The organism is Erythrobacter sp. S227, from assembly GCF_057364925.1.
Genome location: NZ_CP200280.1, coordinates 2,840,351 through 2,862,659 on the forward strand (window position 1 = coordinate 2,840,351; position 22,309 = coordinate 2,862,659).

Annotated in this window: 22 protein-coding genes and 1 pseudogene; 8 read left to right on the plus strand and 15 right to left on the minus strand. The window is 57.9% G+C overall.

Features of this window, described 5'->3' with window-relative positions:
* Window positions 1-1,258: pseudogene (locus AC0V6Q_RS13555) on the plus strand (dicarboxylate/amino acid:cation symporter).
* On the plus strand, window positions 1,258-1,734 hold the full coding sequence (locus AC0V6Q_RS13560; RefSeq protein WP_486168908.1) for a GNAT family N-acetyltransferase: 477 nt from the start codon (window positions 1,258-1,260) through the stop codon (window positions 1,732-1,734). The pseudogene AC0V6Q_RS13555 and the gene AC0V6Q_RS13560 overlap by 1 nt, the downstream one beginning before the upstream one ends.
* Before the next feature lie 374 nt (window positions 1,735-2,108).
* Here the strand turns inward: AC0V6Q_RS13560 and nth are convergent, their stop codons facing one another.
* The 3 genes from nth to dapB are packed head-to-tail and all read right to left on the minus strand — an operon-like array spanning window position 2,109 to window position 4,417.
* The gene (gene nth, locus AC0V6Q_RS13565) at window positions 2,109-2,762 is read right to left on the minus strand and encodes an endonuclease III (RefSeq protein ID WP_486168909.1); all 654 of its coding nucleotides are present in this window, start codon (window positions 2,760-2,762) and stop codon (window positions 2,109-2,111) included.
* A 13-nt stretch (window positions 2,763-2,775) separates the two neighbouring features.
* A complete protein-coding gene (locus tag AC0V6Q_RS13570) occupies window positions 2,776-3,663 on the minus strand; it encodes an ion transporter (protein WP_486168910.1) in 888 nt (295 codons plus the stop codon).
* Window positions 3,664-3,688: 25 nt separating this feature from the next.
* Window positions 3,689-4,417, minus strand: coding sequence for a 4-hydroxy-tetrahydrodipicolinate reductase (gene dapB, locus AC0V6Q_RS13575; RefSeq protein WP_486168911.1), 729 nt, complete (start codon window positions 4,415-4,417; stop codon window positions 3,689-3,691).
* 34 nt (window positions 4,418-4,451) lie between these two features.
* Between dapB and AC0V6Q_RS13580 the strand changes: the two genes are divergently transcribed.
* Window positions 4,452-5,153, plus strand: coding sequence for an NAD-dependent deacylase (locus AC0V6Q_RS13580; protein WP_486168912.1), 702 nt, complete (start codon window positions 4,452-4,454; stop codon window positions 5,151-5,153).
* Between the two features lie 22 nt (window positions 5,154-5,175).
* Here AC0V6Q_RS13580 and AC0V6Q_RS13585 read toward each other — a convergent pair whose 3' ends face one another.
* From AC0V6Q_RS13585 to mutM, 6 genes are all read right to left on the minus strand, one after another.
* Entirely contained in the window at window positions 5,176-5,574 is a 399-nt protein-coding gene (locus AC0V6Q_RS13585) for a YidH family protein (protein ID WP_486168913.1), read from the minus strand.
* A 15-nt stretch (window positions 5,575-5,589) separates the two neighbouring features.
* The gene (gene yaaA / locus AC0V6Q_RS13590) at window positions 5,590-6,378 is read right to left on the minus strand and encodes a peroxide stress protein YaaA (RefSeq protein WP_486168914.1); all 789 of its coding nucleotides are present in this window, start codon (window positions 6,376-6,378) and stop codon (window positions 5,590-5,592) included.
* 319 nt (window positions 6,379-6,697) lie between these two features.
* On the minus strand, window positions 6,698-7,483 hold the full coding sequence (locus AC0V6Q_RS13595; RefSeq protein ID WP_486168915.1) for a HesA/MoeB/ThiF family protein: 786 nt from the start codon (window positions 7,481-7,483) through the stop codon (window positions 6,698-6,700).
* Window positions 7,484-7,660: 177 nt separating this feature from the next.
* On the minus strand, window positions 7,661-9,121 hold the full coding sequence (gene dnaA / locus AC0V6Q_RS13600; protein ID WP_486168916.1) for a chromosomal replication initiator protein DnaA: 1,461 nt from the start codon (window positions 9,119-9,121) through the stop codon (window positions 7,661-7,663).
* 447 nt (window positions 9,122-9,568) lie between these two features.
* On the minus strand, window positions 9,569-9,829 hold the full coding sequence (rpsT, locus tag AC0V6Q_RS13605) for a 30S ribosomal protein S20 (protein ID WP_034962102.1): 261 nt from the start codon (window positions 9,827-9,829) through the stop codon (window positions 9,569-9,571).
* A 161-nt stretch (window positions 9,830-9,990) separates the two neighbouring features.
* A complete protein-coding gene (gene mutM / locus AC0V6Q_RS13610; RefSeq protein WP_486168917.1) occupies window positions 9,991-10,806 on the minus strand; it encodes a bifunctional DNA-formamidopyrimidine glycosylase/DNA-(apurinic or apyrimidinic site) lyase in 816 nt (271 codons plus the stop codon).
* 55 nt (window positions 10,807-10,861) lie between these two features.
* Between mutM and AC0V6Q_RS13615 the strand changes: the two genes are divergently transcribed.
* Window positions 10,862-11,629 carry a class I SAM-dependent methyltransferase gene (locus AC0V6Q_RS13615; protein ID WP_486168918.1) on the plus strand — a complete coding sequence of 256 codons (768 nt, stop codon included), beginning with the start codon at window positions 10,862-10,864 and terminating at the stop codon, window positions 11,627-11,629.
* 4 nt (window positions 11,630-11,633) lie between these two features.
* Entirely contained in the window at window positions 11,634-13,211 is a 1,578-nt protein-coding gene (gene ubiB / locus AC0V6Q_RS13620; protein ID WP_486168919.1) for a 2-polyprenylphenol 6-hydroxylase, read from the plus strand.
* 10 nt (window positions 13,212-13,221) lie between these two features.
* On the opposite strand, the gene AC0V6Q_RS13625 is transcribed toward ubiB, so the two are convergent.
* Complete coding sequence (locus AC0V6Q_RS13625) at window positions 13,222-13,611, minus strand: hypothetical protein (protein WP_486168920.1); 390 nt, start codon at window positions 13,609-13,611, stop codon at window positions 13,222-13,224.
* Window positions 13,612-13,723: 112 nt separating this feature from the next.
* Here AC0V6Q_RS13625 and AC0V6Q_RS13630 point away from each other — a divergent pair, with 112 nt between their 5' ends.
* Together AC0V6Q_RS13630 and dut are read left to right on the plus strand one after the other, a co-directional pair.
* On the plus strand, window positions 13,724-15,514 hold the full coding sequence (locus AC0V6Q_RS13630) for a bifunctional phosphopantothenoylcysteine decarboxylase/phosphopantothenate synthase (protein ID WP_486168921.1): 1,791 nt from the start codon (window positions 13,724-13,726) through the stop codon (window positions 15,512-15,514).
* Window positions 15,511-15,969: a dUTP diphosphatase gene (gene dut / locus AC0V6Q_RS13635; protein ID WP_486168922.1), complete on the plus strand. Its 459-nt coding sequence runs from the start codon at window positions 15,511-15,513 to the stop codon at window positions 15,967-15,969. The genes AC0V6Q_RS13630 and dut overlap by 4 nt, the downstream gene beginning before the upstream one ends.
* A 4-nt stretch (window positions 15,970-15,973) precedes the next feature.
* Here dut and AC0V6Q_RS13640 read toward each other — a convergent pair whose 3' ends face one another.
* The 5 genes from AC0V6Q_RS13640 to secB form a co-directional block, all read right to left on the minus strand.
* Window positions 15,974-16,918 carry a TonB family protein gene (locus tag AC0V6Q_RS13640; protein ID WP_486168923.1) on the minus strand — a complete coding sequence of 315 codons (945 nt, stop codon included), beginning with the start codon at window positions 16,916-16,918 and terminating at the stop codon, window positions 15,974-15,976.
* A 102-nt stretch (window positions 16,919-17,020) separates the two neighbouring features.
* Complete coding sequence (locus tag AC0V6Q_RS13645; protein ID WP_486168924.1) at window positions 17,021-17,731, minus strand: DUF4136 domain-containing protein; 711 nt, start codon at window positions 17,729-17,731, stop codon at window positions 17,021-17,023.
* 267 nt (window positions 17,732-17,998) lie between these two features.
* A complete protein-coding gene (gene trpS / locus AC0V6Q_RS13650; protein ID WP_486168925.1) occupies window positions 17,999-19,018 on the minus strand; it encodes a tryptophan--tRNA ligase in 1,020 nt (339 codons plus the stop codon).
* 5 nt (window positions 19,019-19,023) lie between these two features.
* The gene (murJ, locus tag AC0V6Q_RS13655; RefSeq protein WP_486168926.1) at window positions 19,024-20,673 is read right to left on the minus strand and encodes a murein biosynthesis integral membrane protein MurJ; all 1,650 of its coding nucleotides are present in this window, start codon (window positions 20,671-20,673) and stop codon (window positions 19,024-19,026) included.
* Window positions 20,674-20,720: 47 nt separating this feature from the next.
* A complete protein-coding gene (gene secB / locus AC0V6Q_RS13660) occupies window positions 20,721-21,239 on the minus strand; it encodes a protein-export chaperone SecB (protein ID WP_486168927.1) in 519 nt (172 codons plus the stop codon).
* A gap of 388 nt (window positions 21,240-21,627) precedes the next feature.
* Between secB and AC0V6Q_RS13665 the strand changes: the two genes are divergently transcribed.
* Window positions 21,628-22,299 carry a Tim44/TimA family putative adaptor protein gene (locus tag AC0V6Q_RS13665; RefSeq protein WP_486168928.1) on the plus strand — a complete coding sequence of 224 codons (672 nt, stop codon included), beginning with the start codon at window positions 21,628-21,630 and terminating at the stop codon, window positions 22,297-22,299.
* Window positions 22,300-22,309: the final 10 nt, after the last annotated feature.

Below are 22,309 nucleotides of genomic sequence, written 5' to 3' on the forward strand. Positions count from 1 at the left end.
ATGAAAACATGGTTCCAGATCCCGCTGTGGCAGCGGGTTATCGGCGCACTCATTCTTGGCATTATCGTCGGCTACATCTGGGGGCCGGGTGCGGCGTCCATCAAGATCGTGGGCGATATCTTCATTGCCTTTATCAAGATGCTGGTCGTGCCGTTGATCTTCTTCAGCCTCGTCGCAGGGGTCGCCAGTATCGGGGACTTGCGCAAGCTTGGCAGTGTTGGTTGGCGTGCTCTTCTTCTGTTCGTAGTCACCGGTCAAATGGCGGTGTGGCTGGGCCTTGGCATAGGCACTTTGGTGAAGCCGGGCGCTGGCCTTGATGCAAGCGCGATGAATCTCGACGCGGCCGCTCTCGAACGCGCTCAGGCGCGGCAAGAAGACGGCGTCACGATCCAGCAGATGATCCTTGAGATGGTCCCCTCCAGCCCGGTTCAGGTCATGGCGGATGTGAACGTCCTGCCGCTTATCATCTTCTCGCTCCTGATCGGCATCGGCATCTTGATGGCAAAAGAGGACGGAGAGCCTGTTCTCAAAATCTTCGAGTCCGGCTCTGTCGTCATGCAGAAAGTCACTATGGTGGTAATGGAGCTGACCCCGTTTGGCGTCTTTGCGCTTATGGCGTGGGTGGCCTGGCACGCTGGGGGTTGATGCGCTTCAGGCGCTCGGCATTGTGGTGGTGCTGAACTACCTTGGCTGTTTCCTCATCATCGGCTTCATTTATGGCGGCATGATCAAATTCATTGCCAAGCTTCCGGTGATAGACTTCTTCCGCGGCATCATCGACGCCATCGCGGTCAGCTATTCCACGGCCAGCTCCAATGCGACGCTGCCGGTCACCTTGCGCTGTGCGCGCCGGAACCTTGGTGTGTCGAACTCGGTCGCAAGCTTCGTCATCAGCCTTGGCGCGACGATCAATATGAACGGCACCGCCATGTATCTGGGCCTTGCGACATTGTTCGGGGCGCAGGTCTTCGGGGTGGATTTAAGCTGGGGCGATTATGTCCTGATCTCGGTCCTTGGCACGCTTGGCGCAATTGGGGCGGCAGGCATCCCGGGTTCTGGCCTGATCATGATGGTGCTTGTGTTCGGCGCGGTCGGCGTGCCGCTGGAAACCATTGCTCTGGTGGCTGGTATCGACCGCATAATGGACATGATGCGCACAACCACCAATGTCTCAGGCGATGCAGCGGTGGCAACGACAGTCGCGGCGCTGACCGGTGAGATCGACAAGGCCGAGATGGTCAGCGCGGATGATGTTTAATGCCCATTACCGTTGAGCGCGAAGCGGCAGCCAAGGACGCCGCTACGCTCAGCGAGGGCATTGTCGCCTTTAACAAAGCGCATGTTCCCGATCTCGAAGAGGTCGCAGAAGAGGTGCGCTTCTTCGTCCTCGTCAAAGATGACGCAGGCACCCTTCAAGGCGGCATTCGTGCGGTGTGTTATTGGAACACGCTGCACATCGAGCTCGTGTGGCTCGATGAAAGCGCGCGCGGCACAGGGATCGGCGCTAGGCTGATGGGCGAGGCCGAGGATTATGCGCGAGAGCACAATTGCGAGAAAGCTCTGGTCGAGACCACAAGCTGGCAGGCAAAGCCGTTCTACGAAAAGCTCGGCTACGCGCTCATGGCAACGCTCCCAGATCGGCCTAAGGGACATGCTTCGCACTATCTAAGTAAGTCGCTCTTGTTACGGCCGAAAATGACCGTTGGTGTTGATTCAGGTGTCACGAACCCATGAATCGAAAACTCGACCGTTTTGCCAGCGAACCTCAAGTATCCAAATGTCCAAGAAACTGGGGCAGAGGTGCCAATGACTGAGGCTTGGATCTTCGACTTCATTTTCGTCCGGACCGAGTAATGCTTCAACCTCCTGCTTAGTTTTCCCTTCAAGACCGATTCTAAAGCGTAGGTCAGCCACCATCCCACATCGGTCGTAGCTCCAAGTGTCTGCCTCGTTCCAAACCTGAGTATCAAAGGGTCTGGGATATGTGGAGGTATAAGGGCCCGGGAAAACGAGGTTAACGATAAGGAACCCCATTAGACCGAGTACAACCGCTAGGAAGCCTAAAAACTTGATTGCCTGCCTCAGGGATGATTTCTTCTCATTGTAGCTCACGCCCGCCCCTTCGGCTTTTCCGTCACCTTCTTGCGGAAGCTGCATAGGTCCACCTGACTACAACGCCAGCATTCCGGCGTTCTTGCCTTGCACACATACCGCCCGTGCAGGATCAGCCAGTGATGCGCATGCAGGCGGAAAGGCTGGGGCACGCGCTTTTCCAGCTTTGCTTCCACGCTTTCGGGCGTCTTGCCTTTGGCAAGCCCCGTGCGATTGCCCACCCGCAGGATATGCGTGTCGACCGCAAAGGTCTCTTGTTTGAACCAGCAATTGAGCACCACATTGGCCGTCTTGCGGCCCACTCCGGGCAATCGCACCAGATCATCGCGTGTGTCGGGAACCTCTCCCCCGTATTCGTCGATCAGAAGCTGCGACAAGGCGATGACGTTCTTCGCCTTTGAGTTGAACAGGCCAATCGTCCTGATATGCCCGATCAACCCCTCGAGGCCCAGATCAAGCATTTCTTGCGGCGTTTTGACCTGCGCGAACAGCGCCCGCGTCGCCTTGTTTACCCCCACATCGGTCGCCTGCGCCGACAAGGCTACCGCCACCACCAGCTGATAGGCATTGCCATATTCAAGCTCGGTCTCAGGTTCGGGATTGTCCTCGGCAAGCCGCCGGAAAAACTCGAAAATCTGGTCTTTGGTCATTGTTCTATCTGTTTCATTCAGGCGGCTTGTGGCTCGCCCGCTCCAGTTTCTCAAGCTTGGCGACAACATTTTCGTCGATCTCGTCAAGCCGCTCAAGATGCTCGCGCATTTCCTGGATTTTCTGGTCGCGCCGCGCCTGCATTGCATCGGAAAAGGCGGCGGCGATAATGCCGGTGGGCATGGCCACAAAGGCCACGCCTGACATCGCCAGAAGCCCTCCAATAATCTTGCCCAAAATGGTGACCGGATAGGCATCGCCATATCCCACCGTGGTCAGCGTGATAACCGCCCACCACAGCGCGCGCGGGATCGAGCCGAAGGCGTCGGTCTGAATATCGCCTTCAACGATATGAAGCAGGGTTGCCCCTGTCAGCACGAAGACGAATGCCAAGGCAGCGGTCACGATCAAGTCGTCGCCACGATCGGCAATCGCTCTCCACACCGATTGGATCGCCTGATTGAAGCGGCCAAATTTCATAACAGCGATCACACGGAAAAGCCTCAGAACCCTGAGGACCGCTGCATCCCCTGCGATCAATGGCGCGAGCGTTGCGACCACCACGATCAAGTCCACAATGCCAAGCCAGCTGCGCATAAAGGCCCAGCGTTTGCTCCATGCAGAACCCTCTCCCGGCGCTTCGGCAGCGGCGTAAATCCGTGCGACATATTCGCCCAGGAATATGGTGCCAAAGACCAGTTCGCCGATCAGCAGTGCCCGGTGCGTCCCGTCAGACAAGTTTGGTTCAGTGCCAAGCGCCGCGCCCAGAACCGCCAGAATAATCGTTACAATCAGCAAGCGGTTGAGGATCGTCAGCCGTCCGTCGGGATGCGCGCCGACAAAGAGCTGCTCGTAAAGCTTGGCCCGCAATCCTGAGCGCTCTTCCGCCTCAACACCCGACATTGTGATCCCCCCGGCTCAACTGGAACTAAAGGTCCAGCACATCTTCCATGGTGTAGCGCCCTTGAGGCTTGCCAATCAACCACTCGGCCCCGCGCACCGCGCCGCGCGCAAAAATCATCCGGTTTTCAGCGGAATGGGACAAAGTCAGGCGCTCCTGCTCACCAGCAAAGATCACCGAGTGATCGCCCGCGACACTCCCGCCGCGCAGGCTCGCAAAGCCGATATCGCCAGTTTTTCGCGCGCCGGTATGCCCGTGGCGCCCGCTGTCCATTGTGTCAGCAAGGCTTACCCCACGCCCCTTCGCGGCTGCCTCACCCAAAAGCTTGGCCGTGCCGGACGGCGCGTCTACCTTGTGCCGATGGTGCATCTCGAGCACTTCGATATCCCAGTCATCACCCAGCCGCTGTGCCGCCTGTTTGACCAGTGCGCTTAGCAAAGTGACGCCAAGCGAAGTATTGCCCGTTTGCAAGACGGGGATGGACTTGGCCGCCTCGTCAATCGCAGCGAAGTTTGCATCGCCCAGGCCCGTTGTACCAATCAGGATCGGAATGCCAGCAAGCTGCGCGGCTTTCAGATTGCCCGCCAAGGCCTCCGGCGACGAAAAGTCCACGACGACCTCGCATTGGCCCAGCAGTGGGGCAGGGTCACCACCCAGATCGACGCCCACGCAAAACTCGTGGCCAGCCTCCTCGATAGCGGTGGCCAGTGCCTGACCCATCCGGCCTTTGTGTCCGATAACTGCAAATTTCGCCATTGCTTCCCTCGTGCGCGCAGTGTTTCATATGATCATGGCAGACTATAGCAGCATCGTCATCCTAACAGGGGCCGGAATTTCCGCAGAAAGCGGGATCGACACTTTTCGGGACAGCGGCGGATTGTGGGAAAAGCACTCGATCGAGGACGTCGCAACGCCTCAAGGCTTTGCCCGCGATCCCGATTTGGTGCTGGGCTTTTACGATGCGAGGCGTGCTGCTTTGGCGGATGTGGAGCCCAATGCAGCGCATGATGCTCTGGCGAAGCTGGAGCGTGCGTTTTCCGGCGATTTTCTCCTTGTGACCCAAAATGTTGACGACCTGCACGAACGCGGCGGGTCCACCAATGTCTGTCATATGCACGGGGAGCTGAAGTCGGCCCTGTGCAATGCGTGTGAGACCCGGTCTCGCTGGGACGCCTCTATGATCGACCGCCCGCCGTGTCCCGTTTGCCAGGCGCCAACCTTGCGCCCCGATGTCGTCTGGTTCGGCGAGATCCCGTACCAGATGCGCCGCATCGAACAGGCGATGCTGCAATGCGACCTCTTTGTTTCCATCGGCACCAGCGGCGCAGTGTACCCGGCAGCTGGCTTCGTCCAACAAGCCAAGCGCCTTGGCGCACGCACCCTTGAGCTCAATCTCGAACCCAGCGAAGGCACAGCCATCTTCCACGAGGCCCGCCATGGACCTGCAACGCAAGTTGTGCCGCAGTGGGTGGATGAAGTCCTGGGGCGCTGAGAGACAGCGCTCAAGACCAAAATCAAAACTCCATCAACCAGATACCGGCAGCAAGGCCGAGACTTCCAAGCGCCATGAATGCAGCGATCAGGCGCATGTTCATTGTGTTGAGCGGATCGGCTTTGTGCGCTTCAAGCCGGGTTGTGACCGCGCACGCTTTGCGCTGGGCTGAGTAGAAAATGAAAATGCCGATCATGATAAAGAGCGAGGCGATCGCCTTTGGCACGTAGGCGGGCTCCAGCTTGCCAAACAGGGCGTTGAAACCAAGGCCGATACCCACCGCGGCAAGCCCTGTGCGCATCCAGCCAGCAAAGGTGCGCTCATTGGCCATAAGCGTGCGATCCTCTGCCCAATCGGTCCGGTCTTCCGCCAGGTTTGTGCGATCTTCAGCCAGATCATTCGAGGATTTATCGTCGCTCATGGCGGTTTTGCACGCCTACTTTTTCTTCACAGGTGGTTGGGGCCGCGTAAACACAAGCTCGGTCTCGGTCGAAGCCTTGGCGTCCAGCGTATAGCCTTCCGCATCAAAGCCCTTGAGGTCGTCGGCTTTCTCGATGCGGTTTTCCATGATCCAGCGCGCCATCAGGCCGCGCCCGAATTTAACGTGATACATCAGGCGACGCGCCTCGCCGTCTTTCACATTCAGAAAGGTCGCCTCGATCACTTTGCCCGGAAGCGCGGAGGTATCGACTGCTTTGAAGTATTCGTTGGAAGCAAGATTGACGATGGTGTTGTCGCCGTGGCCTTCAAGGTCGCCTGCCAATTGCTCACCAATGCGGCTACCCCAAAAGTCATAGAGAGATTTGCCGCGCGGGTTTTTCATCTTTGTGCCCATCTCAAGCCGGTAAGGCTGTATCGCATCCATCGGCCGCAGCACGCCGTAAAGTCCGGACAGAATGCGCAAATGGTCCTGCGCGTAGGCGAGCGTCTCATCACCCAGAGATTTCGCCTCAAGCCCCCAATAAACGTCGCCATCAAAGGTGAGCCCCGCAGGCTTTGCCGAATTGCTCCGTCCGTCGAGATCAAACGCCTTGAACCGCTCGGCATTCAGCTCAGCCAGATTGTCCGAGATATGCATCAGCTTCGCCAGGTCCTTGGCCGATTGCTTTTTTGCAACGCCAGCGATCTCGCGCGTGTCGTCCTCAAGGCGCGGGCGCGTGATCTCGAGAGAGGTTTGCGGCTCGTCAAAATTGAGCTTTTTGGCGGGCGAAAGGAGCGTGATCATTGGCGGTCGATCCTGAGTTACTTGTCTTATTCAAAAGGCTTAATTGCTCTGGCGGTGCATTGTAAACGCTTAGGGCTGGAAGCAGGGTCCCAAAAACAAGCGAACCGGTGATTCGGACCGCCTCTGGAACTGCCCTATGAGACACCACTGTCTCATAGGGTAGGATTTGGAATGGGAAATGACACGGTATTTCAATGTCTTGATGGTTTTGGGCTATGAGACACTTTGCTCATAAATTTTTGGCCATACGAATTTTCCGATAACTGCATCCAAGAAAATCCCGTGCCAGAATGCGGGCGTGTAGGAAAAATTGGCGCCGCTAACCCGCTTGTCCGCAGCCTTTGCACGCGGGGTCCTTGGCAATGCTTAAGGTGCGCATTCCAGGTTGCATCCCATCGAGGATATGGAGCTTGCCCCACATGGGCTGACCAAAACGGCTGACGCCTGCAAGAAGGACGCGCACCGCCTGCATGGCGGCAAAGCTTCCGGTCCATCCGGCCATTGCGCCCAGCATTCCGTCCTCGGCGCAGGTGTCGCAGTCTTCTGCATCAAAGGCATCGCCGACAAAACAGCGGTAGCACGGGCTTCCCACCAAGTGCCCAGCGAATGCTCCCACTTGGCCTTGAAAGCGGCCCACTGCGCCGGACAAGAGCGGGACGCGCTCTGCCACGCAGGCGTCGGAAACGGCGAGGCGGGTTGCGAAATTATCGGTACCATCAAGCACAAGGTCAGCGCCTGCGATGAGATCGCCGACGTTTTCGGCGGTGATGCGGCTGTCCGAAATGTTCACTTCGAGCGCGTCGTCGAAATTGGCGAGCCAGCGGCGCGCGCTTGTTGCCTTGCCGTGGCCGATATCGCGCGAGGTAAAGATGGTCTGGCGTTGCAGGTTGCTCGCATCCACCACATCGTCATCGACAAGGGTAAAGCGCCCGATCCCGGCACCAGCCAGATATTGGAGCGCAGGCGAGCCAATTCCGCCAAGCCCGATCACCGCAATGTGCTTTCCAGCGAGCGCCACCTGACCCGCGCCGCCGATTTCGGGCAGCACGATGTGGCGGGCAAAGCGGTCTAGTCTGGCGGGGGAAAGGGGTGTCGACAAACTCATGGATAAGCTGTTTACAGCCTGTGCGTGGCCTGTCGACAGGGCTGTTCATAGCCCTGTTGATTATGTGTTGGCGAGTGGTTGACGAGCTGTTGGCTTGCCGGGGAGGGCGGCTGTGGACCGCCCTGTTGAAACCCCGAGGCAAACAATGAGCAAATTGTGTGCGAATTAACTGTCCGCTTAGCTCTCCAGCTGCCGCAGAAGGCTCCTCACATCGCCGTCCATATCGGCATCGCGTGTGCGCAGATCCTCGATCAGGCGAACGGCGTGGATAACCGTCGAGTGATCGCGGCCACCAAACTTGCGGCCAATCTCTGGGTAGGACCGAGGCGTCAGAACCTTTGACAAGTACATCGCCACCTGGCGCGGACGCACAACAGCGCGCGCGCGGCGCTTGGATGACATTTCCGACCGGTCGATCCGGTAGAACTGGCAAACCGTGCGCTGAATCTCGTCAATTGTGATGCGGCGGCGGTTGGCGGAAAGGATATCGGTGAGCTGCTCTTCTGCAAGCTGTAGCGAAACCTCCTGGCCGGTCAGCTGCGCGTAAGCGATGAGCTTGTTAAGGCCACCGATCAGCTCGCGAACATTGCGTGTGATGGTACGAGCCAGGAAGTCGATGACGTCTTCTGGCACACTAAGCGGCGCAAAACGCGCAAGCTTGGAGACAAGCACTTTCTTGCGCAGTTCAATATCGGCGGCTTGAATATCGGCGACAAGACCCATCGAAAGACGCGAGAGAAGGCGCGGTTCGACACCGTCCAATGCCTGCGGTGCGCGGTCTGCTGCAAACACCAGACGCTTACCTTCGGCCAGCAGAGCGTCAATCGTGTAGAGCAGCTCTTCTTGAGCCGACGCCTTGCCGATGATGAACTGGATGTCGTCCACCAGAAGAAGGTCAAAGCTGCGCAGGCGCGCTTTAAACTCGATCATCTGGTTGGCTTTCAGAGCCTGAACGAATTCCACCATAAACCGCTCTGCCGAACAGTAGAAAATGCGTGCACGCGGGTGCGATGCGAGGAAGCCGTGGCCGATCGCGTGGAGCAGGTGGGTTTTGCCCTGACCGGTGGCCGCTTTCAGATAAAGCGGCGAGAATTGCGGCTGTTCGGTTGCGGCCATGCGCTGCGCTGCATTGCAGGCCAGAACGTTCGCCTCACCGGTAATGAAAGCCTGAAACGTCAGCGAGGGATCAAGACCCACGCTTGAGGTGAAGCCCGAATCGTTGATCGTCCCGGCAGCAACCGCAATTGCGCTTGCGCCATCATTGGCGGGGCGGCGGCCATCATCAAGGCGCAGCTCGGGCAGCTGGCGGCGGCCAGGGTGCACCTGAACATTTACGCTGCGCACATCGCTGCGCATGATCTTCCAGGCCAGCTGCAGCCGGTCATGAAAGCGATCCTTGACCCAATTGGCCGAAAATTCTGTTGGAAGGAACAGGTCAAGCGTGCCCGTTTCCTTATTGATGCCGCCAACCTGGATCGGCTTGATCCACTGGCTGTGCAATTGATGCCCCAGATCCTTTTTCAAACCCTGGCTAATGTCGGCCCAGTCGGCGGCCAGGTTCACTGCTTCTGCATCTTCCATCAAATCGTCATCAGCTTTCCGCCGCGTTGCCCGCGCCTTATCTGTATTATAACCCATGACTTCCCCAAATATTCACCATCCCTGGAAAGCGCCCCTCCAAGGTAAAACCAATGACCATTCGACTGGATAAAAGGATTCCCCTCCCGTGAAGCACCCTCCACAGGCTAACCTGTCGATCAAAAGATATGAACCCGGACTGTCCCGCGCCGGGTAGGCCTCTAATAAGCGCAAATTGGCAGGTGAGCGCAAGCGATCAATTGCAACAAATCTTAAATATTTGTGTTGACTCGGGCCTACCCCGCAGCCCTCCGTTTAACGCATTGAATTTAAACAATATGTCGATTTTGAGACCGCGAATCGCAGGATTTCTGCGCATTCTTGGGAACGAGACCCACGATGCTGCAGGCAAAACAAAAGGGCCGTGTCATCAGACACGACCCTTAGTAACTCTGCGAGGGGGTAAACTAGGTAAAGTTAACTAGCTTACCGCTTCCAAAAAACGAATCAGAGCGCTGCGACTCGCTTCGTCAGGCGCGACATTTTGCGTGCCACAGTGTTCTTGTGCATCACGCCGCGTGCAACACCGCGAGCCATTTCTGGCTGAGCAGCTTTAAGAGCGGCGGCCGCTTCGTCCTTGTTGCCAGCTTCACATGCTGATTCGACTTTTTTGACGAAGCTGCGGATGCGGCTCATGCGCGCGGTGTTTACTTCTGCGCGGCGGTCGTTGCGACGGATGCGCTTACGGGCTTGAGGCGTGTTGGCCATAGGTCTGTTCTGTCTCGCGTTCTGTAAGGGCTGCTTGAATAAGCCCGGAAAATCTTCAATCGGCTATACGAAAAAGCGGCGATTCACCGCTGGAAAGCGGCGCACCTAGTGTGAAACGGCGCGAAAGGCAAGGAAACTTTGCCTGTAGTCACTTCCGGCGATCACTTCTGACACACGGGACAATACCACGTGCTGCGCCCGCCTTGGGCGATCCGTTTGATCATACCGCCATCGTTATGGTGGCACGGCTCGCCTGTCCGACCATACACATCAAAGCGGGTTGCGAAATAGCCAAGCTCCCCATCAGGTGCCGCATAGTCGCGCAAAGACGAGCCTCCATCGCGAATGGACGCCGCGAGCACTTGCTTGATCGCAGGCACCAGCCGCTCCAATTGGGGGCGCGTCACCTTACCCCCTTGCTTGGTTGGCCGGATACCAGAACGCCACAGAGCCTCGCACACATATATATTGCCAAGGCCTGCAACGACTCGCTGATCCAGCAGACACAGTTTAATGTTTTGAACTTTGCCTTTGAGCCCGGCCTTCAAATAGGCGGGCGTAAGGTCAGGGCCGAGCGGCTCAGGCCCAAGGCTCGCAAACGGGCCCCACTCATCCAGCGCATTGGTGGCCACCATATCGACCGAACCGAATCGTCTGGGGTCGCACAGGGCAAAGCGGTTTTGCGCCGTCTCCACCACCATATGATCATGTTTATCGGGTTCGTCAGGATCAATCCGCCAGCGCCCGCTCATGCCAAGATGGAATATCACCGACTGTTCCCGGTCGAGATGGAAGAGCCCATATTTCGCCCGGCGTGAGAGGCTCGTAATAGTCGCGCCCGTCATCACCTGCACCAGATCTTGCGGGAACGGGCGGCGCAAATCGGGGCGGTTCAACGTCACCCGCTCGATCCGCGCGCCATCAAGGAACTTTGCAAGGCCACGGACCGTTGTTTCAACTTCTGGTAATTCAGGCATTCATCACCCCTTATCACCCTTTGCGCCTGCCGCAATTCCCTCTAAGGCACCCCTCATGAGTGAAAGCACATCTGACCCAGCCTCCAACACTGTCTCGTTTGGCTATGAAAACGTAAGCCCAGAGGAAAAGACCCGCCGCGTGGGTGAGGTCTTCAGCAGCGTTGCCAAGAAATACGACATCATGAACGATGCGATGTCCTTTGGCATGCACCGCGGCTGGAAGGATCGCTTTGTTAAGCGGGTGAAACCGCAGGTCGGTGAAAACATCCTCGATATGGCTGGCGGAACGGGCGACATTGCGTTTCGCATGGCGGACCGGGGCGCGAATATCACCGTTGCCGATATCAATCAGGAAATGCTCGATGTGGGAGCAGAGCGCGCGATGGAGCGTGACGAGGCAGAAGGCGCAGGCAGCCTCGTCTTCTCACAGCAGAACGCAGAGGAAGTCTCCTTCGCCTCGAACAGCTTTGATGCCTACACGATCGTTTTCGGCATTCGCAATGTGACGCACAAGGAAAAGGCGCTGAAAGAGGCCCTTCGCGTCCTTCGCCCGGGTGGCCGGTTCTATTGCATGGAATTTTCGGTCACCGATTGGTCGGGCTTTCGCGAGATTTACGACCTTTATTCAATGCACATCATGCCGCGCATGGGTCAGGTGATTGCAGGCGATACCGAAAGCTATCGCTACCTCGCCGAATCGATCCGCAAATTCCCCCGCGCGCCGCAATTCGAAGCAATGATCCGCGATGCCGGTTTTGTGAACACCAAGGCCGAGATCATTCTTGGCGGTGCGGTTGCCATTCACTCGGGGTGGAAAGTCTAGCGACGTGACCTCTCCTGCCACGCATCTTTTCCGTCTTGCCAGATGGGGTATCACCCTTGCGCGTCGCCGCGCGCTTGTGGGGATCGAAGACGACCCCAATGCCCCGCCACCGGTAAAGCGGCTGGCCAAGCTGGCGCGCCTTGCGACCTTTACGAGCAAGAAGGGGGAGCGCGATTACGCTGGCGCTTTTCGTGCGATTGGCCCTGCTGCGATCAAGCTTGGGCAGTCCCTTGCCACCCGCCCCGATCTTGTGGGTGAGGAAGCGGCGCACAATCTCTTGCAGCTTCAGGACAATCTGCCGCCGGTCGATTTTGAGCTGATCAAACAGTCGATCGAGACGAGCTTTGACCAGCCATTGGACGCGCTCTTTTCCGAAGTGGACCCGCAGCCTGTGGGCGCTGCCTCCATTGCGCAGGTGCACAAGGGCGTGACAACCGATGGGCGCAAAGTTGCGATCAAGGTGCTCCGCCCCGGTATCAAGGAAAAGTTTGCACAAGACATTGCGACATACGAATGGGCGGCCGCTCACGTAGAGGCCATGGGCGGAGAAGCGGGCCGTCTGCGTCCGCGCGCGACCATCGCCAATTTCAAACGCTGGTCCTATTCCGAACTCGACCTGCGGCGCGAAGCGGCTTCTGCATCTGAACTTGCCGAGGATATGGCGGGCGTTGGTGGTTACCGTATCCCGGCGATTGACTGGGACCGCACCAATGGCCGCGTGCTCACGATCGAGTGGGTCGACGGCATCAAAATTTCCAAGCGTGACGAGCTTTTGGCGGCAGGCCATGATCTTGACGCCCTGTCACAGCACCTTGTCATCAGCTTTTTGACGCAAGCGATCAGCGCCGGTTTCTTCCATGCCGATATGCACCAGGGGAACCTGTTTGTGCAGGCCGACGGCACTATCGTTGCAATTGATTTCGGGATCATGGGGCGGATCGACCGGCGCGCGCGCCAATGGCTGGCAGAAATCCTCTATGGCCTGACCACGGGCAATTACAAACGCGTCGCCGAGATTCACTTCGAGGCGCAATATGTGCCGAGCTACCATTCGGTGCATGAATTTGCGACGGCTCTGCGCGCGGTGGGTGAACCGATGCGCGGCAAGCCGGTGAAAGAGCTTTCCGTGGGCCAAATGCTCGACGGATTGTTCGCGATCACCCGCGACTTTGACATGCAGACACAGCCGCACCTGCTGCTCTTGCAAAAAACCATGGTGATGGTCGAAGGGATCGCGACGCAGCTCAATCCTGATATCAATATGTGGGACACCGCCGCGCCTTATGTGCGCGATTGGATCCGCGATGAGCTGGGACCAGAGGCAGCGGTGGCAGAGCGGTTGAAAGAAGATGCGCAAACCTTCATGCGCCTGCCCGATCTTATCCGCCGGATCGAAGACCGCTTCCCAGCAAAGGGCGGCGCACCTGAACAAGCGCCTTTGCCAGAGATCAAACTGATGACCGACTTCGGGCAGAACGGCGATAGCGCTCCCAAACAGGGCGGCAGCTGGTTTGGCTATTTCGTGGCTGGCCTAGTGGGTGCAGGCGCGGTCTTGGGTGCGAGCGTTGTTGGCCTGATTTAGGGTTCTTAACCTAATCCGCGTTCGGTAAAACCCGCGCAGCCGCAATCGCAACGACAGCTGTTAGCAATTCGACCGCCATTGGCGTCATCCAGCCCTCATACGTGCCATCGAAATACAGGCTCGCACCGCGCACGAGGAACACAATCCCCATCAAGGCGGCCCCGGTGTTCAGCAGCACGGCGCTGGCTTTCCATGCGCCCAGAATGAGGCATCCGGCGGTCACGGCGAAAAAGGATGTGAAATCCGCTCTGATCGTGGATAGGCCCTGCGCGCTGCTTTCATCGGCAAGGGCAATCCCGAAATCAGCGCCCGAACCCACTGGATCGGTCAAGAAGCCATAGCCGACAACAATGTACAAAACGCCCAGCAAAAACAGCGATACGCGCAAGATAATGGCCAAGATGGATCCCCTTATTTTTCCCCATGCCTCAAAGGCGGCGATATAAGTGCAATCTTAACCATCCAAGCGCAAGGCTTCTCGCGCACTTGGCGGAAAGTGCTAAGGTGGCTAGATGGGGCACTGGACCCCGGGTTTTGAAGGAGTTGGACGGGCTGTGAGCGGTACTGGACCCAAAATCTTGCTCGTTGTGGGCGGCGGTATCGCGGCTTTCAAATCGCTCGAGCTTGTGCGCCTTATCCGCAAAGCGGGCGGCGACGTCACATGCGTGGTCACCAAGGGTGGTCAGCAGTTCGTGACGCCCATGTCTCTGGCCGCGCTTTCGGAAAACCAGGTTTATACCTCGCTTTTCGATCTCAAGAACGAGGTCGAAATGGGCCACATCGAACTGTCGCGCGAGGCCGACCTTCTGGTTGTGTGCCCGGCAACGGCGGATTTGATGGCTAAAATGGCGGCAGGCGTTGCCGATGATCTTGCGACGACTTTGCTGCTTGCCACCAACAAGCCGGTGATGGCGGTGCCTGCGATGAATGTGAAAATGTGGGAGCATGCCTCCACGGTCCGCAACGTTGAAACCTTGCGCGAAAATGGCGTCACCGTGCTTCATCCCGACGAAGGGATGATGGCCTGCGGTGAATTTGGCTATGGCCGGCTGCCCGAACCACCCTCCATCTGGCGCGCGATTGCGGGTCACTTTGACATTGAGGTCGAGGAAGAAGCACCGGCGGCAGCACCAACGCTTCCGCCTGCCGAAGTCGAGGCGATTGAGCCTGAGGACGATAGCGAGGCCGCCTCTACCGGCGGTTTGAGTGGATTGCTTTCGCGCATTATCCCGCGCTCCACGGAAAAACGCAGCGCCGAGGAAATACAGGCCGAGCTTGACGCTCTTGGCGAAGAGGACGTGCCAGAGGAGTTTCTTGAGGAGCTTCCCGAAGAGGATATCGAGTTTAATCCCGATCTGGATGGCTCACCGCTTGCGAAGAAGGGGTCTGGCAAGGCCGCGCCGCCTGTTAATCAGGACGCGATCAATCACGAGGTGGATGACCGCCGTCTTGCGCCTGACGCCGCTGAGGAAGGGCTCAATGACAAGGCTTCCGATCTGGAGACAGAGGAAGCCGCCCCCGAATCTGCTCCTGAACCTACGCCCGCGCCTGCCAAAATCGCCGCCAAAAAGGCCGCGCCGGACAAGGTTGAAGCAATCGAGGCCGATGAGGAAGAGATCGCCGGGATTACGGCGGATGCGTCTTACCAACCGCTCGAAGGCAAACATGTGCTGGTCACCGCTGGACCCACTTGGGAATCGATTGATCCGGTGCGCTACATCGCCAACCGGTCGAGCGGCAAACAAGGCTTTGCCATTGCCGCTGCGGCCGCTGCATTGGGCGCGGATGTGACCCTTGTTGCAGGGCCCGTCTATCTGAAGACACCTGCTGGTGTGACCCGCGTTGATGTGGAAAGCGCCGAGGAAATGTCGACCGCGGTCAAGCGCGCGCTTCCTTGCGATGTTGCGGTCATGGTGGCTGCTGTCGCGGACTGGCGGCCCAAGGAATATCGCGATGAAAAAATCAAGAAGCGCGGCTCTGCTCCGCCTGCTTTGATGCTGACCGAGAACCCCGACATTCTGACCAATCTTGCAGCAGGCAAGAATCGTCCGGGGCTGGTTGTGGGCTTTGCCGCAGAGACGGAAAGCGTGATCGACCATGCCAAGCAAAAGCGCAAACGCAAGGCCGCCGACTGGATTATTGCCAATGATGTTTCGGGCGATGTGATGGGCGGCGATGAAAACGCGGTGCACATCATTACCGCCGACGGCGTAGAGAACCTTAAGGAAATGCCCAAATCGGAAGTGGCGATGGCAATCATGCAGCGCGTTGCCGATACATTCCAGGCGAAGGCAGCTGAATGACGAACACCGTAAATGTCGAAGTGAAACGCCTGCCCCACGGCGAAGGTCTGCCTTTGCCTGCCTATGCGACCCAAGGCGCCGCAGGCATGGATGTGGTGGCGGCGGAGGACGTCACCATTGCGCCGGGCGCGCGTCATCCGGTGGCAACCGGCCTATCGGTGGCGATCCCTCAAGGTTACGAGATTCAGGTCCGCCCGCGTTCAGGGCTCGCCTTCAAGCACGGCATTACTGTGCCCAATACACCCGGCACCATCGACAGCGATTACCGCGGCGAATTGAAAGTGCTGCTCATCAACCACGGGACAGAAGACTTCGCGATTGCCCGGGGCGACCGCGTTGCACAGCTTGTGGTGGCTCCTGTCACGCAAGGCATCTGGCAGGAGGTCGAAGAACTAGGCGCAACCGAGCGGGGCGAAGGTGGTTTTGGCTCAACCGGCGGGCACGCAAAGCTATAGGCCGTCACTCGCCAGCAAACCGCACGCTTGAGGTGTAGCGGGCCTTAGTGCGCTCGCCATTGCTGCCCCGGGCAGGCACAAACCGCGCGCGGTCAATCAGAATTCGGCAGGCCTGGCGATCAAACCGGCGCACTCCTGTGCTGCTCTCAACCTCGCAATCTTCCGCGCGCCCCTCTTCATCAATCAGCAGCGTGTAGCGCAAGACGCCTTGTCCGCTGCGGAAACCGCGCGAGGGCCAGGGCAGATCGTCATTGCTGCTTATCCAGCTGGCCGGATTGATCGGACGGGCACCGACAGGCGCGCTAAGTGTGGGGCGTTCAAGCGGGGGAGCAACGCCTCCTCCTCTCGCAGCGGGCTGTGCACTGGTCGGCGAGGATGCCGCATCTAGCGTGCTTGGTGCATCTAGGTTGCGATAGTTTGCGCTCGCCAGCCTGCGATACCAAGGGATATAGCGCCACTGCTCAGCACACTGCTTCAGCAGGCGAAAACCCGCCGAACTGGTTTTGAGGTCAATGCGCGCAAGCTGGTTTCCGCCATGGTCAACATAAAGGGTTCTGGCCGAGCGAAAGGCCGCTTCGATATCACTTGCGCCTGCCGAAAGCGAATAACTGTCGCCCGACTGATATCCGGCAAAGCGCGCTTCGTCGAAGGACCAGGTCACATCGCCCACCATTCCGGTGAAGAACCGGCCCGACTTGCTTTGAAGCGCGAGAACGCCTGCACGGCCATCCGCCATGCGGTACCGCAACACGACCCGCGGATCTGACGTCAGACGCAATTCGCATGCGCGCGCTGCCTCATCTTGCACAATTGTCCAACGGCCAAGGTCAACGAAGGTCTCTTCGCCCGATTGTTGAAGGGCGTGGGCAGGGGCGCACACAAACGCGAGGCCTGCCATGCCTGTAAGGTTTGCTGTGCGAAGGAGACGATTGATGCGGTGAGCGTTCATTGGCGTGTTCTTAGCAATAATTCGGGACCAAGAATCAAAAAGGCGGCGCTGATCCCTTCCGCCGCCTTTCCGTCCCGTCCAAGGGTAAGGTGAGTGTCAGTGTTAATTGACTGGCTTTACGCTTTTGCCGTCCTCACGAATAGTAATACGCAGGACTTCGCCCGAATTGCCGGGGAAGTCGGTGAAAATTGCATCGACAAGGTTTGGAACCAGGGCTTGCAAACGGTTTGACCGCGAGGCGGCCTGTGCCTGTCCCTCGAACAGGCGCTCTCCGGTCGCAGCGTTGTCGATCTTCAGGTCCACTTCGCTGGTGTAAACGGTAAAGCTGCGGACTTCCGGTCCTGCGAGCCACGGATCGTAAAAGCCAAAGGCAAAATTGCGACGGAAGCCAAGTCCGCCAAACCGGCCCCATGGGCCCCAGGGGCCAAATGCGCCGAACCCACCGCCCACATTGGTCGTGCGCACGCGCTCGCGGCCATTGTCGACATCATAATCGAACCGCACAAGCAGGGTCGCACTTTCGGGTGATGCAGCAGGAGTGTAGCCCAGTTCCGCCATTTCAGCAGCCACGAGGTTGGCATAGGTTGCAAATTCAAGGCCACCGGCAAGGGCCGGATCATCGGCGACAACCGCGAATGTCTGTCCCTGCGGCGCGGGCAATTGCGCCTGAAAGCGCGAAACATCCGCTTTGAAGGAAGAGGCGCAGGCAGAAAGGCCCAATGCCACGCCAGCAACAAGCCCTATGCGTACAATACGCCGGGTTATCGATGAACGCTTAGTTTCAGTGTCGAGGGTCATAGTATTTAGGGTCATGCCACATCCTTCACAAAATCGCCAGTGCGGCCTTGAGATAAGGGGCGCCCCGGTGCTTTAAATGAGTGCCAAGCGGCCGACAGTGCCCTCATGCCCCTGATTGGCTCTCGTGCCTGAACGGCTACAAAAACCCAAACAGCGCCACCCTTCTTGCCAAGGCTGCTCACTCGCGCACAAGTGTAGCTCGTGTCGCTGAACCAAGTTTGAACGCGGGTCTCGCACGGTTGGTCTAAGCCATGCGGCCTAGCGGCGCTGCAAATGCCCGCGCTAGCCTCTCACCAGACCAAGTGCCTTGTAAGTGGCATCAAGAGTTGGTGACCCGTGTTCACGCGCTTGTGCGGCGCCGCGGGCAAGGATCGCATCCAATGCTTCAAGGTCGTCTTTGAGCTCCATGAAGCGTTCGTTGATGGGGCGCAGCGTTTCCACCAGAACCTCGCCAAGCGCCGGCTTGAACGCGCCAAACCCTTGGCCCCCATGCTGCGCGAGAACTTCGCTCACGCTTTTGCTGGTAAGCGCGCAGTAAATGCCAACGAGGTTTTTCGCCTCGGCCCGTTCTTCAAGGCCCGCTTCTTCCGAAGGCAGAGGTTCAGGGTCTGTCTTCGCCTTCTTGATCTTCTTCATCACCGTGTCTGCATCGTCCGTCAGGCTGATGCGGCTCATTTCGGATGGGTCGGATTTACTCATCTTGGCGGTGCCATCGCGCAAGGACATGATCCGTGCAGCCGCTGGCGGAATGTAGGGATCGGGCAGGGTAAAGAGCGGAGCGTCCTCTGGGCAGAAATCATTGTTGAACTTTTGCGCAATGTCGCGGCACAGTTCGAGGTGCTGTTTCTGATCTTCGCCAACGGGCACATGTGTCGCTTGATAAAGCAGCACATCGGCCGCTTGCAGCACGGGATAGGTGAAGAGCGCAACCGATTGCCCCTCGCGGTTCTTGCCCGCTTTGTCCTTCCACTGCGTCATCCGGTTGAGCCACCCCATGCGCGCAGTTCCGTTCAAGAGCCATTGGAGCTCAGCGTGCGCTGGTACCTGTGCCTGATTGAACAGCACGGTTTTGGCCGGATCCACTCCGCAAGCCACAAGCGTTGCCACCATTTCGCGGGTGTTTTGCGTCAGTTCAGCGGGATCATGCGGTTGAGAGATCGCGTGCAAATCAGCAAGGAAGATAAAACACTCCCCGCCAGCGGCCTGTGCTTCGTCTTGCAACTTCACATAGTTGACGATCGCGCCAAGGTAATTGCCAAGGTGCGGCTTTCCGGTGGGCTGGATGCCAGAGACGACACGCATGGTTTCTACGCTTTCTTTGTGAGTGCTGTAATGCGCGCCCTATCAATTGCGCCAAGGGCAAAAGCAAGGCCGAAATAGACGACGACGGCTGCTCCTACGAGCACGCCCAAGGCTCCCAAGCGCGCAAACAATCCGGCTGAATACCAATCGGTGAGGAAGCCGTTGGCGTAAAAGAGCGCTGCCCCCATGGCTGCGGCTGCGACAGCCTGTTTGGCGAGGCGAAAAACCAGCAGCCCGGGCATCCGGTAGTGCCCACGCGAGGCCAGAACGATCAGCAGGAACGCGACATTGATCCAAGCGCCCACAACGCTGGCAAAGGCAATTCCGGGTACGCCATAACCAAGGCCGACAAACTCAAATCTTGGGAAAGGGATTTGGGTCAACCAAAGATCAAGTGTGCCCCCAATCGATATGCCGATATTGAGAATGCAGGCGGTGACGAATACGCCGAGCGCAATAAAGGCGGCTACAACTGGGGTCTTCGTGTCGGCGCGGGCATAGAAGTTAGGTACAAGCACCTTCACCAGCACATAGGCGGGGAGGCCAAGCACAAGGGTACCAAGAACCGCTCCGGTCACGGCAGCGTCCGCAAGATTAAACCGCCCCCCTTGAAAAATCATAATGACAAAGGCTTCTGCACAAACGGCAAGTGCCACGGCAGCAGGGATTGTCAGTAGCATCGCCAACTCGATGGCATCGGATTGGAGGCGGCCTGCGCGCTCCTCATCCTGGCCTCCAATGAACTTCGAGAGGTTAGGCAAAATCGCAGTCGCCAAAGCAATCCCGATGATGCCCAGCGGTAATTGGTTCAGGCGATCGGCATAATTCATGTAGCTGACCGACCCATCCTCAAGCTGGTTGAGGAAATAGAGCTGCACCAGAGTGTTGATCTGATATGCGCCGCCGCCAATCGCTGCGGGCAGGGCGATGATCGAAAGCCGCTTTACCTCCGGCGTGATGCGCGGCCAAAGGAGCCGAGGGCGAAACCCTTCGACCCGCGTCCAGTAATACAGCCATGCAAGCTGAATCACCCCTGCACCCGTCACCGCCCAAGCGATGCCGTAAGCGATTTGGGTGACGCTTGCGCCGGTGGTCTGTGCAAACCATTCGCCTGTTAGCAAAGCTGCGATCAGAACGATGTTCAGGATAATCGGAAAAGATGCCCCCGGCGCAAAGCGCGAGACCGAATTGAGCATGCCGGTGAACAGCGTCACGAGCGATACGAGGATGATGTAGGGAAACATGATCCGCGCAAAATCAACGCTAAGCGGATAGGTCTCGGCATCAATCGGCTTTTCGGAGAGCAGCCAGATGATGCCCGGCATTGCAATCTCGAAAACCGCGACCAGCGCGCTCAGAACCGGTAGGAAAACGCTTAGCACATCGGCGCTGAAACTCTTGGCGTCTTCCAAGCCTTCTTGCTTGTCATCCTTCCCATGCAATCGCTTGGAAAACATCGGCACAAAGGCGGCTGAAAACGCGCCTTCTGCAAACAGGCGGCGGAATACGTTGGGAATGATAAACGCCTGAAACCACGCATCCGTCACGCCATTTGCGCCAAGGACGCGCGCAAAGATCATCTCGCGCGCCATCCCGGCGATCCGGCTGACGAGGGTAAGGGACCCGATGGTCCCTACGTTTTTGAGCAGGCTCATGGCTTAGGGTTATCCCGCGCGCCGAGCTGAAAGCAAGCCGCTCGCCCTTAGGCTGTGGGTGAAGGTGTGTTCACGCCGCCTTCTTGGGCACGCTTTGCCTGAAGCTGCTGGATATAAAGGCCGTTGAAATCAATCGGCTCAATCATCAGCGGCGGGAAGCCTGCATCACGAACGGCATCGGCAATCACGCGGCGCGCAAACGGGAAGATGATCCGCGGCGATTCACCGTAAAGGAAGGCATGCGCCTGTTCTTCAGGAATGTTGCGAATGCCGATCAGGGCGCAATACGACAGCTCGATGATATAAGCAGGGCCGCGCTCTGCCGTCGCAGTGATGTTGATTTTCAGCTCAACCTCGTGGACGTCCTCGCCTTTGGCATCGGCGCCAATGTTGAACTGGACATCGACTTTTGGCTGGTCCGGCCATTGATACACGTCGGGCGCGCTGGGGTTTTCGACCGAGAGGTCTTTGACATATTGCGTGATGATGCCAGCGGCTGGCTGATCATCCGCGCCGTTTGCGCCGGTATTGTCGAGATTGGTGAGAACGTCGCCTTCGTCGGCCATAGTCAGTTGTCTTTCGCTTAATGTGTTCGAGTGTTTTTGGCCGCGGTTCAGGAACAGCGCGGGCGCAAACACGTTAATCCGGTGAGCGCGCCTAGCAGGGGGCAGACGGAAGGGCAATCTGCGGCGCAAATTTTGCATGCGAATCCGGTTGCTGCAGGCCAATTCGGGCCCTGTTGGACCGGTCACTCTCAAAAATTGCCCGTTTCTTCGCGTAATTGGGCGTTGGAGAATTGAATTTTGTGCCTATTTATGGGACGAACAATGGTGCTTTTGATGCATCCTGCGCCGATCCGGGCCGTATCTCGTGTTGGCATACACTTTCAATTCAGTCATGGTGGCTAAAGTTGAAGTGGGAAATGCGCGAAAGCGGCCAAATCAAGGAAGTAATGTGATTCTAGAAATCGTCATCCTCGCAATGATCGCAGCCTTTCTGGGGCTGCGCCTTTACTCGGTGCTCGGTCGCCGGGCAGAGCATGAAGAGGAATTGATCCCTCAGCGCTTTGACGCAGCCGACAAGACACCTGCGCAGACCCCAGCCGCAGCACAAGCCCCACAAGCAGCGCAAGTGCGTCCCGCTGAACTCGAAGGCGTGATGCCGGCGGTTGAAAGCGGCATTCGCGATATTGCCAATGCGGATCGCAATTTCGAATTCGCTTCCTTCGTTGAAGGTGCAAAGGGCGCTTATGAAATGGTGCTTGAGGCATTTTGGGCAGGCGACAAAGATACATTGCGTGAACTGTGCGATGACGATGTCTACGCAGGCTTCGAAGCTGCGATTGACGAGCGGGAGGCCGCTGGTCACACGCTTCAGAACAAGCTGATTCGTATCGAAGAAACCCGTGTGCATTCGGCTTCGCTCGACACCAACAAGTTTAGCAAGCTGGCGCGCATCTCGGTCCTTTTTGTTGCGGACATTGCGGCGGTCACCCGCGACAAAGACGGCAATGTCGTCGCAGGCAGCCTCGATGATGCGGTCGAAAGCCGCGATATCTGGACCTTTAGCCGCGACACATCTTCGCGTGATCCCAACTGGATCCTCGACGAAACCGACCAAGCTTAAGGCACGGCTG